The organism is Erysipelatoclostridium sp. An15 (genome assembly GCF_002160675.1).
Lineage (GTDB): Bacteria > Bacillota_I > Bacilli_A > Erysipelotrichales > Coprobacillaceae > Thomasclavelia > Thomasclavelia merdavium.
Map to the genome: position 1 here is coordinate 15,228 of NZ_NFLA01000038.1, position 12,561 is coordinate 27,788.

A 12,561-nucleotide genomic window follows, 5' to 3' on the forward strand; every position below is an offset into this window, starting at 1 on the left:
TCTTATCCTCTAAGTACTGCATTAAATTCTTTTTCAACTGCCACTAAAATATTTTCCATAGCTTTATTAACAGTAGCTTCGTCTAAAGTTCCTTTTGGATCTTGGAAAACTAAATTAATTGCTACAGATTTTTTACCAGCTTCAATATGTTCACCTTCATAAACATCAAAAATATTAGTTTCTTTTACTAACTGTTTACTTGCCTGAATAATTTTACGACATACATCATATGAAGGCACTTCTTTATCCATAACTAAAGCAATATCTCTAGTAACTGAAGGATACATTGGAATATCTTTAAATTTAATTTTACTTGTTTTTAAATTTAATAATGCTGTTAAGTTCAATTCTACAACATATACATCTTTAACACCATATTTCTTTTCCATTAATGGATGAATATTACCAATTACCCCTACAATTTCTTTACCAATCATAATATATGCACTTCTACCTGGATGATAGCATTGATTATCAGTTTCAACAGATGTTAGTTTATATCTTGAACCTTCAATTCCTAAATTTTTAAAGATTGTTTCTACAAATCCTTTAACTAAATAATAATCAGCTTGATAAGAAATTTGTCTAAATGCTAATCCATTATATTCACCACAGCATGCAATTGCTAGATTTTGTAACTCAGTATCTTTTGAATATGTTGTTGATAATTCAAATAAATTTACATCTTTAATATTATGTGACTGATTATAATTAATTACTTGTAATAAAGATCCAATAATTGATTTACGAGTTACACTACGTTCTTCACCTAAAGGCATAGCTAATCTAATAGTTTCATTTTTATGGAAAATATTAAAATCATCAACATCTGCTGGTGAAGTCAATGTATAAGTTAATGTTTCATGTAATCCTTGATCTTTTAATAAATTACGTAAATAATGCTTTTTAGCTTGTTGATCAGTTCTTTTACCAACTGTCATTGACATTTCTGGTAAGGTAGCTGGAATTTTGTCATATCCATAAATACGAGCTACTTCTTCAATTAAATCAGCAGTCATTGTAATATCATTACGATATGTTGGTACTAAAACATTAAATTTATTGTCTTCAAGTGTGTATTCAAATTTTAATGAACTGAAAATATTAGCAATTTCATCAGTAGTAATATTAGTACCTAATAAACCATTTACTTGATCAGTAGTAATATCAACATAATGATCTGTAATATTTAATTCAGTTGTAACAGATTTATATACTTCTTTGGCATCAGCTAATTCAACTAATAAGTCAGCACATCTTTCTAAAACATTTAATGAATTAGCAGTGTTTAAAGCACCTTTAATATAATGTTGTGAAGCATCTGTCAATAAATTTAAACGACGTGCTGTTTCTCTTAAAGCTGCGCCATTAAATGTTGCTGCTTCAATAACAATATTTACAGTATTTTCATCGATTTTAGTGCTATTAGAACCCATAACACCAGCAATACATCCAATACCATCATCAGTAGATACAATAATGTCGTTAGGTTCAATTTTATACTCTTCACCATCTAACATTACTTCTTTACAATCAAATCCTGTTTTAACAACAAATTGTTTTTTAGTTAATTTATCATAATCATACATATGGATTGGTTGTCCAGTTTCCAACATAACAAAGTTAGAAATATCAACGATGTTATTAATTGGTTTAATACCGCTAGCAATTAAAGCATTTTGTAACCAGGCGGGTGATTCTTTAGTAGTAACGCCTTTTACTAATTTAGCACCAAAGAATGGACATAAATCAGTTTCTACTTTTACTTGAATATCAGAATCTTTATTACCAATTGCTTTAATTTCTGGTAAATTAACATCACGATTTAAAATAGCAGCTACTTCATAAGCTAATGAAGTGATTGCCATACAGTCTGCTCGATTAGGTGTTAATCCAATTTCTAAAATAGTATCTTTTAAACCAATATATGCTAATGGATCTTCACCAACTGGAGCATCACTATCTAATACATGGATTCCTTCTTTATCTTCTGGTTTTAATAATCTTTGATCAAGTCCTAATTCGGCAATTGAACAAATCATCCCATTTGATTCTTGTCCACGAATTTTACTTTCTTTAATTACAAAACCATCACCTAAATCACAACCAGGGTTAGCAACAATTACTTTTTGACCAGCAGCTACATTTGGTGCTCCACAAACAATTTGTTTAACTTCACCAGGACGAACTTCTACTTGGCATACTTTTAAATGATCACTATCTGGATGTAATTGACATTCTTTAACATAACCAATAGTCATGTTATTACCACGTGCTAATTGATGAAGTCCTTCAACTTCTAAACCAACAGCTGTAATTTTATCAGCTAATTCTTGAGGATCTTGATCATCAACTTTTACATATCTATTTAATAAATTTAAACTAATATCCATTATTCTACTCCTTTCTACCAAATTGATTTAAGAATCTAATATCATCATTATAGAAGTAACGAATATTATCAATACCATATTTAAGCATCGCTACTCGTTCAATTCCAATTCCAAAGGCAAAACCTTGATATTCTGTAGAATCGAAACCACACATTTCAAGTACTTTTGGATTAACCATTCCAGCACCTAAAATTTCAATCCAGCCAGTATGCTTACACATTGAACATCCCTTACCACCGCAGTTATGACATGAAATATCTACCTCAACTGATGGTTCGGTAAATGGGAAATATGATGGTCTGAATCTAATTTCTCTTTTTTCACCAAAAAGTTTACGAGCAAATACTTGTAAAGTTCCTTTTAAATCAGCCATAGTAATATTTTTGTCTACAACTAAACCTTCACATTGCATAAATTGATGAGAGTGAGTAGCATCGTCATCATCACGACGATAAGTTTTACCAGGACAAATTACCTTGATTGGTCCTTTTCCTTTAGCTGCTAATAAAGTATGTGCCTGAACTGGTGAAGTATGAGTACGCATCAAGTTATTTTCATCAATATAGAAAGTATCTTGCATATCACGAGCAGGATGATCTTTTGGTAAATTCATTAACTCAAAGTTAAAATAATCTGTTTCTACTTCAGGACCTTCGGCAATTTGATAACCCATTCCTAAAAATAGTTCTTCAAGCTCAGTTACAATCGCTGATAAAGGATGAATTGTTCCTTGGTCTAATTTGTAACCAGGTAATGTAATATCAATTTTTTCTTGATTGATCTTATCTAAGATAGCTTGATTTTCTAACGCTGCTTTCTTTTCTTCTACCGCTTTTGATAACTCTTGTTTTACTAAATTTGACGTTTGACCGAATACTTTTCTTTCTTCAGGAGCCATATTTTTCATTGATTTCATAGCTTCTTGAATCGGTCCTTTTTTACCTAAATAAAATACACGAATATCATTTAATTCTTTTAAAGATTGACATGCTTCCAATTTAGCTAATGCTTCTTCTTTAATCATCAATAATTTATTTTCCATGTTTTCCCTCCTAAAAATATAAAAAATCGTTCCTAATAGGAACGATTATCTCGCGGTACCATCCTAATTCATAGTTAAAAACTATGCTCTTAATTAGCTGTAACGTAGCCGACCCGGCGGTGATTAGCCGCACTCCAAGGTGAATTCAATAATGCCGCTGTTAGAAGATTTTCACCAGCTATCTTCCTCTCTAAAACAGTTTTCTTATTTACTAGTCCTTATCAACGTGTTATCGTTATACCTTGATATTATAACTTGTTTACAACTTTTTGACAATAATTTTCTATTAGTTTTCTATCAATTGCTAAAATGATACATTAAAATGCTTCCAGCAATTGCCACATTTAAAGACTCAATTGTTTGAATAGGAATATAACCAATATAATCACATTTATCTAAAATATTTTGATTCATACCATTACCTTCATTACCAACAATAAAAGCCATTTTTTCAGTTTTTTCAATTAAACTAATATCTTGACCATTTTCTAAAGCACTACCGACAACAACAACACCATTTGCTTGTAACTTTTCAATTATTTCAGTTAAATCACCATAAATACAGCTAATATGAAAATTAGCCCCTTGCATTGCTCGTAATAATTTATCATTATATAAATCAACGCAATTTTTAGATAAAATAACCTGATCAATTCCAAATGCTAAAGCACTACGAATCAGTGTACCAATATTACCAGGATCTTGTAAATCATCAAGAATTAAATATCTTTTTTTCATCATCAACTCATTATTCGAATCAATTTTACATTTAGCCATAATATTAGATGGTGATTTTGTAAAAGCTAATTTAGCCATTACTTCTTCACTTACTTCAATTACCTCAAGATTACTTTTTAATGGCTTAGTAGTAATTATACATTCTACTTGATTGGCTTTTAAAGCTTCATTTACTAAATGTTCCCCTTCTATTAAATAATAACCAAATTGATTTCGATATTTTTTTTGCTTTAATTTAATAAGGGTTTTAATTGTATTATTGTTAGTAGACGTAATCATATCCCTATCTCCTTTAACTTTTTTTCACATTGTTTATAGTTAGGTAATCTTTTTTTGATTTCCTGATAAAACTGTTTTGAATGATTAGGTTGTAAAAAATGACATAACTCGTGAACAATTACATAATCAATCAATTCATAATTTAAATGCACCAAAGCCAGATTAAAACTAACTTTGTTGATTTTAGGATAACAAGCGCCCCAGCGAGATTTATATTTTTTTATTTCAACTGCTGGCATTGGTAAAATAAATGCTTGCTTTAAATATTCTTGGATCCTTTTTTCAATATACTGTTTTAAAATTATTTTTAGCGTTATTTCAATAGTTGTTTGAATCTGACGATGATAAACATATATTTTATCATCATGAAAAACCGTCTTACGATTATTTAAATCATAACTAATAATTTGATAGCGCTGGTTAAAAATATAAACAAAACCGCCATTAGAATAATCATATTTAATTAAATAATTATCGATTTGTTTTAAAACAGCATCCTGATTATCCTTAATTAACTGCTCAATTTCATTAATAGAAAAATATGGTCCACTATTAACAATGATTTTTCCAGCAACAACTTTTAAATAACAGCGTTTTATTTGTTTAATATTTAATTGATACTCAAATACTTGTCCGTTTAATTCAATTTTTCTAATTTCCATAATAACTCGTATAAAACCTCTTAATCACCCTATAATATTAAAAGGAGTGATTAAATGAATATTCGAAATGCTTTATTAAATAAGCTTCATAATAGTACCCCTAAGGAATTAAAAGAAATAATTGATGGTGGTATTGCTTCTAAAGAAGAAACAATCTTACCTGGCTTAGGTGTATTATTTGAAGAATATTATAATTCATTAAATAAAATGCAAAAAGATGATATGATTCAAACTCTTTGCAATTTATTAAAATAGACTCAACGAGTCTATTTTTTCCTTTCTTTAATTATTTCTTTTATTGAACGGGCAAACATAAATAGCATTAATAAAACAAAGTTAATTTTAAACAATTGATTAAAATCAATCAATAGTAAAATAATTAAAATAACTACTGGTATTATACTACCAACTGGAATTGTTGCTTTATTGCCAATAAATAAATTACCATGATGTTTACTTTTACTTTTTATAACATCAACAATTATTTTATAAATTTCAAATAACAAATAATTTAAGATCCATAACAATAAAAAATAAACAGTAGTATAAAAATTATCAACAAAAGTTTTATTAAGTGCCCCTAAAAAAGTTATTCGATAATAATCCATTAAGCTATAAATAAAACTAATACACGTAATTACAAAAGTAGCAACGGCATTACGAATCAAATAAAAAACTATAAAATCTTTTTTTATTTTATCCATAATAATCACCCGCCTCTTGAACATTTAAATCAATTGCAAAAGCATATTGATTATCATCACCATTACTCAAAATAACAACTACACTTAATTTTTCATTCTTTAAATCAATATCATCGTCTTCTAAGTTATATGTACCATAATCATCATTATTTATTAATTCTTTAGTAGTTCCACTGATTTTATGGAAAACAACATAATTATCATTATCCTTAGGATCTCCTTTTTTATCCTTTAGATAACGGTATTCTAATGAAACATCTGAGTAATCTTTAAAAACATTATCATTCGATGTTTTTAAAGAACCAAGACGAATCATAGACTTTGAGATTGCCGCATTTTCAATTCGATACTCACTATTTGAACCTTCTAAACGATCTAATGGTGTAATATCTAATTTTAACTTAGTAAGCTCTTGATTATTAGCTTCTACAGTTAAAGTAGCTGTTTTGATAGTATCTAAATTAATACCATCTGTTTTACTAGAATAATTATTGAAAGAGTAAATTAAGTTATTTTGATCATAATTATCAAGTGTAAATTCATGATTGAATTTCTTTTCATCTGATGACAATTCTAATTTAATTGTAGGTGACTGTTGTGAAAGAATACTGCTATCTGTAAATAAAATTCGCCCATCATTTAAATAAAAATTATCTTGATCACAGTAAACCTCAACATTTTCCATTGTTACGAAATCATTTGAACCAGATAATATATAATCATAATATACTATTTCGCCAAACGTTTGAAATTTAAAACTGTCATACATAAAAAATAAAGTTGTCGAAACAATAATTGCAAATACAATACTTACAATTAAATGTTGCATATATTTCTTTTTCATATCTATCACCGCCTACATTATAACCTATTTTATCTTAGATAGAAAGAAAAAACAAATTACCTGATTCGACACAAAAAAAGCAACTACTTTCGTAAAAACGATTTCATTGCTCTAATTTAAATTATTTTACTGTGATTAATTCTAAGTAGCTAGTAGTTCCACCAACACCTGGAGTACCAGCAGTAATTAAAATTTGTTCACCTGGTTCAACACCATTTTCTTTTGCTAAGATTTGTGCATATTCAATTTGTGCTACACGATCACGCATTTGTTTACATACAACACCTTTTACACCCCAGTTTAAAGCTAATGAACGAGTAACTGGTTCATATGGAGTAGCAGCAATAACCATTGATTCTGGACGATAACGTGATACACGTTTTGCTGTAGAACCACTTTCAGTATAAACGATGATGGCAGCAACACTGAATTTAGAAGCGATTTCAGCTACTGACATACAGATTGCTTCTGATGGATCTTCAGGAGCTGTTCTAATTGCTTTTCTTAATAATGCATCATAATCTAAAGTTTCTTCAGTTTTTAATGCAATTTTTGTCATTGTCATTACAGCTTCTTCTGGATATTTACCTTGTGCAGATTCACCTGATAACATAATTGCATCAGTTCCATCAAAAATAGCGTTAGCAACGTCACTTACTTCAGCACGAGTTGGACGTGGGTTTTCTTGCATACTGTCTAACATTTGAGTAGCAGTAATTACTACTTTACCAACAGCACGACATTTTTTAATGATTTCTTTTTGGATTAATGGTACATCTTCAGCAGGTACTTCAACACCTAAGTCCCCACGAGCTACCATGATTCCATCAGCTACTTTTAAGATTTCATCCATGTTTTCTACACCTTCGCTGTTTTCGATTTTAGCGATGATTTGAATTTCAGGATGTCCGTTTTCAATTAATAATTTTTTAACATCTAATACGTCTTGAGCACGTCTAACAAATGATGCAGCGATAAAGTTTACACCTTGTTCGCATCCAAAAGTAATATCAGCAATATCTTTTTCAGATAAATAATCAAATCCAAGTTTAATTCCAGGAACGTTAATTCCACGTTTATTTTTAACAATACCATCGTTAGCACATACACAAACGATATCTTCACCTTCAACATGGTCAACTAATAATTCAACTTGACCATCATTTACTAAAATGAAACCACCAGGTTTAACATCTTTGTATAATTCTTTATAAGTAATTGTAAAACGATCACTTGTTCCTTCAATATCTTCTGTTGTAATCACAGAAACTTGACCTTTTTTAAATTCTGTTTGTCCCCCAACAAAATTTCCAGTTCTAATTTCTGGTCCTTTTGTATCTAATAAAATTGCAATATTTTTGCTTAATTCTTTTCCAAGTTTACGAGCAGTTTTAATTCTTCCACCATGTTCTTCAAAATCACCATGAGAAAAATTTAATCTCATAACATTCATCCCTGCTAAGATTAATTTACGTAACATTTTTTCATCTTCACTAGCAGGTCCAATCGTACATACAATTCTTGTTTTCTTTTTTCTTTCTTTCAATGCAAATACCATATCCTACTTCCTCACCTTACATTTAATTTTAAATTTATATTAACGAAGCTTCATTGCATCTTCGTAAATACCATAATCAGTTGTCCGTTTATGTGACAATACATCTTCGATTTTTAAACCTTTGATTTCACCATGAACTTCACTAACACAAAGCCCACCTTTACCAGCTTCTAATAATTCAACTGCATAAACACCCATTCTAGAAGCTAAAACGCGATCGCGTGCTGAAGGACGTCCCCCTCTTTGCATATGTCCTAAAACATTTGCTCGTGTTTCAAATCCAGTTTCGGCTTCGACTTTTTTAGCCAATTCATGAACATCAGTAATATGTTCAGTAATTACTACAATAGCATGTTTTTTATCAGATGCTTTAGAAGCTTTTAATCTTTCGATAACTTTTGCCTCATCAAATCCAATTTCACTAGTGATAACCATTTCTGCGCCTGCTGCAATACCAGCATTGATTGCAAGGTCCCCACAACGACGTCCCATTACTTCAAGAATCGTACAGCGTTGATGAGAACCAGATGTATCTCTTAAGCGGTCTAATGCATCAACAATTGTATTTAATGCTGTATCAAATCCAATTGTATAATCTGTATCCGGAATATCATTATCAATAGTTCCTGGTATTCCAATACAGTTAACTCCCATTTCAGTAAGTTTTAAAGCACCATTGTAGCTACCATCGCCACCAATAACTACTAAAGCTTCCATTCCTACTTTTTTCATTTGCTCAATAGCAGCTTTTCTTACTTCAGGATCTTTAAATTCAGGAAAACGTGCTGATTTTAACATAGTTCCTCCTAAATTAATAATATTACGAGTACTATGTCGATCAAATTTAATAAAATCTCCTTCATGTAATCCTTTATATCCTAAACGAACACCGTAGACTTCAATTCCTTTATTCAAGCATGTTCTTGCAACCGCACGAACAGCAGCGTTCATTCCAGGAGCATCTCCACCGGAAGTTAATACACCAATACATTTAACCATTATCTTTCCTCCTCTACTACATATTAATTTCCAAGACATTTTAACACAAAAATTATGATGTTTCCATATATTTTTACATTATTATCTTACCTTAAATCCCTCCCTTTTAATTCAACCGGTTTGCTAATCGCTTTCATTCTAGAAATCAATCGTTCAACATTTTCTTTATCGCCAGTTTTTAAAGAATAAATCTTTTTTAACCGTTCTAATGAATACTCACTTGTAAAAAATGTTGCCTTTTGATTTTGTAAACGATAGGCGATAACTGCCGATAATATTTCATCTCGAGACCAAGGGGTAACGTTTTCACCACCAACATCATCGATTACTAAATAATCAAGATTTTTCATTAATTCAATTGAATTATTTATTCCCTCATTTCCAAATGAGGCTTTAATATCCATAAGAAACGTTGGAAAATGAATAAAACCACATTTATACCCCTTAGTTACTAAGCAGCGAATTAAAAATCCCATCAATGTACTTTTACCACAACCACCTTGACCATATAAATAAATACCTTTATTTTCAGGATTTTTAATATAATCACTTAATATTTTAACAACTGCTTTACCATTACTTTCAGGATCTTTTATGATCGTCAAATCACTAGGTTTAGTAAGTAATATTTTATCACTAATATTTTTCAATAAAATATCACTTAATATCTTTTGATCAGCATAATATGACTGACCAAAATGACATGGCTGTAACGATAAACTAATTTCTCCATTATAATAATTAAAACAGCGTACCATTCCTTTAGAAATTTTTGGACAAGATTGCAACGATTTACAGCCAATACAGCTATCTAAATCTTCTTTATAATCTAGAAATTCAATCCAGTTTTCTTCAATGTCCCGACGAGTTAGATTGAATTCCTGTAAAACTTTAATAATATTATTATCTTTCATCAAGTCATTAATACTATTTTCTTTATTTTTCTTAAAACTTTCATCACTAGCAAATAAATTAAGATTCTGGATATTTCTCATCTTGCCCTCCTATTCAAATTGACTTAAAAATTCATCTAATTCATTTTCATCAACACTATCATTATCAATTATTGTATCTGATGATTCATTTTCTGGTTCTACATAATTACCTTTACGATATTTAATATACACTTTTGCCTCATCCATTGCTTCTTTTACTGTATTGATCTTTTTTCTTTTCCATTGAGAAGCTCTTGATTGCATAAAGGCTCTTGATAAAGCATTATCACATTGTGACAATGTTAATTCAATTAAAACATTCATCACACCAGGTTCTAAATACAAAGAAGTCATGATTGACTCAACTGTTTGTAAATCACGCTTTAATGGTTCACGCCCACCTTGTTTATCTTTTAACAACTGATATGGATTAACACTTTCTAAATAATGAATATGTTGATTCAATGCGTCATTACTAGAATTACTTTTATAAGTAACAGACTGACGATGATAAATTTCTTTAAATGTTTCTGGTACTTTTAAATCATAGTAATTACGACATTTTTGAATTAGTTCTTTTTGAATTATTTTATCATCGACAATTGACTCTTTAACAAGAGATAACATATCTAACGCATTAATTCGATACATTGTTCCTAATTGTTTAATTAATTCCTGATCATCTTTGGTAATTGATGATCTTTTTATTTGATAATCAGCTAAGCCTTGGTAAAATAATTCCATATCATAGTCACTATCAACCTTACCATATTCAATCCCAAAATAATCTTTTTCAACTAATACTTTATCATTATTATCCATTAAATTAATATCAAAAACATCAGTAAATTTAGCTGTAACTTCCTGAAATCCATCTAAATGATATGCTGATGACTTAAAACATAATTTAGTTCGATTAAATTCTTCTTTACCTAAACGTTTTAATAATAATGGTCCTAAAATAGCATGATTAAAAAATTTAGCTGGTGTTAATGGACTTTTCAATGAATAACAATAAATCCGTTTATTATCATCATCTTTAACATATTTAGCAATTAAGCCAATTGCTTCAAGCTTTAAGCTTGCTTCTTTTATTTCAATTAATGAAAAACCAGTAAGTTTACTTAAACGTTGATGCAAACTAGCAGCTTTTGTTAATGATAATTGATCCAATTCGCTATAAAGTGTTAAATATAAACTACATGCCTGATTTCCAATCAATGGCTGATATAAAAGATTAATAGTTTTTAAATGGATTGAATCTAACGGATAAGTAGCATTGACAGTATATAAATCAGATATCATTAATTCATTCATTACTATTTCCTTCCAGCATTAAGTCAATTTGTTGATATAAATTTTCTAAACTTTTATTATTATCTAAAACAATATCAGCCAATCGTTTTTTATCTTCAATATTCATTTGATTACTAATTATAATTTTAGCATATTTTTCATCAATATTATCACGTTTCATCAATCTTTTTACTTCTTCTTGATAATTTAAATATACCACAATAATTTTATCACAAAGATACTCTAAATTACTTTCAAATAATAAAGGAATATCTAAGAAAATTATTTTTAAGTTTTGATTATTATGGATCGTTTCTTTGATTTTATTTATAACATAAGGATGAATAATATTTTCAAGATCTTTTTTAGCAATTGGATCATTAAAAACAATTCTTCCCAAAGCTTTTCGATCAATTGTATCACCATGTAAATCAAATCGTTTTTTTACACGATCAATACAATCTTCATCAATAGTCAAAGCATCATATGCTAGTTTATCACTATCAACAACTAAATAACCTTTTTCTCTAAGATAATTTGTTACAGTACTTTTACCAGTAGCAATACTACCGGTTATTCCATAAACCTTCATTTCTATCTACTCCTTTATTATCGCTAATCTCCTATAAAACATAGGTGCCTGCAATTAGTCTTTTAACGTCTTCTTTTTTGACAATGAGGACAATAATAAGTACCTCGTCCTTTAATTTTAATCTTGCTGATAGGACCGTTACAAATCGGACAAATTTTTTGCATATGAGCTTTTAATTTAACTTGAAATAATCCATCTATGCCATTAGCCGAAAAAGAATGGATAGTCGTTCCGCCTTGTTCAATGGCCTCATTTAAGATTTTACATGATACATCAATTAATTCTTGAACACTCTTTTTAGTTAAATTAGATGCTGGAGTATTAGGATCTAGACCCATTGCAAAACAAATTTCATTAGCATATATATTTCCTATTCCCGCAATAATATTTTGTTCTAAAAGAACATGTTTAATTGGTAATTTACTTTTATGTATTTTTTCATATAATTCATTACAAGTTGCATCAAACGGTTCTGGCCCCAGTTTTGAAAGTGGTAATTCATTTCGATAATTTTGTAAA

General features: G+C 29.3%; 13 protein-coding genes and 1 other annotated feature. Of the genes, 1 reads left to right on the forward strand and 12 read right to left on the reverse strand.

Annotated elements, in window-relative coordinates:
* Window positions 1–2: 2 nt before the first annotated feature.
* The 4 genes from pheT to B5E92_RS11305 form a co-directional block, all read right to left on the reverse strand.
* Window positions 3–2,393 carry a phenylalanine--tRNA ligase subunit beta gene (gene pheT / locus B5E92_RS11290; protein WP_087302239.1) on the reverse strand — a complete coding sequence of 797 codons (2,391 nt, stop codon included), beginning with the start codon at window positions 2,391–2,393 and terminating at the stop codon, window positions 3–5.
* A gap of 4 nt (window positions 2,394–2,397) precedes the next feature.
* Window positions 2,398–3,435 (reverse strand): phenylalanine--tRNA ligase subunit alpha, encoded by a 1,038-nt coding sequence (pheS, locus tag B5E92_RS11295; RefSeq protein ID WP_087302242.1) that lies wholly within the window; start codon window positions 3,433–3,435, stop codon window positions 2,398–2,400.
* Between the two features lie 34 nt (window positions 3,436–3,469).
* Window positions 3,470–3,669 (reverse strand) — a binding site (T-box leader).
* Between the two features lie 63 nt (window positions 3,670–3,732).
* Window positions 3,733–4,452 (reverse strand): RNA methyltransferase, encoded by a 720-nt coding sequence (locus tag B5E92_RS11300; RefSeq protein ID WP_087302244.1) that lies wholly within the window; start codon window positions 4,450–4,452, stop codon window positions 3,733–3,735.
* Entirely contained in the window at window positions 4,449–5,114 is a 666-nt protein-coding gene (locus B5E92_RS11305) for a M48 family metallopeptidase (RefSeq protein ID WP_087302246.1), read from the reverse strand. Before B5E92_RS11305 ends, B5E92_RS11300 begins: the two co-directional genes overlap by 4 nt.
* 54 nt (window positions 5,115–5,168) lie before the next feature.
* On the opposite strand from B5E92_RS11305, the gene sspI reads away from it, so the two are divergent.
* Window positions 5,169–5,369, forward strand: coding sequence for a small acid-soluble spore protein SspI (gene sspI / locus B5E92_RS11310; RefSeq protein ID WP_087302248.1), 201 nt, complete (start codon window positions 5,169–5,171; stop codon window positions 5,367–5,369).
* Between the two features lie 11 nt (window positions 5,370–5,380).
* Here the strand turns inward: sspI and B5E92_RS11315 are convergent, their stop codons facing one another.
* The 8 genes from B5E92_RS11315 to B5E92_RS11350 all read right to left on the reverse strand — a co-directional run.
* Window positions 5,381–5,818 (reverse strand): hypothetical protein, encoded by a 438-nt coding sequence (locus tag B5E92_RS11315; protein WP_087302250.1) that lies wholly within the window; start codon window positions 5,816–5,818, stop codon window positions 5,381–5,383.
* Window positions 5,811–6,662: a hypothetical protein gene (locus tag B5E92_RS11320; protein WP_087302252.1), complete on the reverse strand. Its 852-nt coding sequence runs from the start codon at window positions 6,660–6,662 to the stop codon at window positions 5,811–5,813. The genes B5E92_RS11315 and B5E92_RS11320 overlap by 8 nt, the downstream gene beginning before the upstream one ends.
* Before the next feature lie 121 nt (window positions 6,663–6,783).
* Window positions 6,784–8,220, reverse strand: coding sequence for a pyruvate kinase (gene pyk, locus B5E92_RS11325; RefSeq protein WP_087302254.1), 1,437 nt, complete (start codon window positions 8,218–8,220; stop codon window positions 6,784–6,786).
* A gap of 39 nt (window positions 8,221–8,259) precedes the next feature.
* Window positions 8,260–9,219, reverse strand: coding sequence for a 6-phosphofructokinase (pfkA, locus tag B5E92_RS11330; RefSeq protein WP_087302256.1), 960 nt, complete (start codon window positions 9,217–9,219; stop codon window positions 8,260–8,262).
* 86 nt (window positions 9,220–9,305) lie between these two features.
* Entirely contained in the window at window positions 9,306–10,214 is a 909-nt protein-coding gene (locus tag B5E92_RS11335) for an ATP-binding protein (RefSeq protein ID WP_087302258.1), read from the reverse strand.
* Between the two features lie 9 nt (window positions 10,215–10,223).
* Window positions 10,224–11,471 (reverse strand): DnaD domain protein, encoded by a 1,248-nt coding sequence (locus tag B5E92_RS11340; RefSeq protein ID WP_087302260.1) that lies wholly within the window; start codon window positions 11,469–11,471, stop codon window positions 10,224–10,226.
* Window positions 11,464–12,042: a dephospho-CoA kinase gene (coaE, locus tag B5E92_RS11345; protein WP_087302262.1), complete on the reverse strand. Its 579-nt coding sequence runs from the start codon at window positions 12,040–12,042 to the stop codon at window positions 11,464–11,466. The genes B5E92_RS11340 and coaE overlap by 8 nt, the downstream gene beginning before the upstream one ends.
* A 62-nt stretch (window positions 12,043–12,104) precedes the next feature.
* The coding region (locus tag B5E92_RS11350) for a zinc finger domain-containing protein (protein WP_087302264.1) at window positions 12,105–12,561 on the reverse strand (457 nt) is incomplete at its 5' end.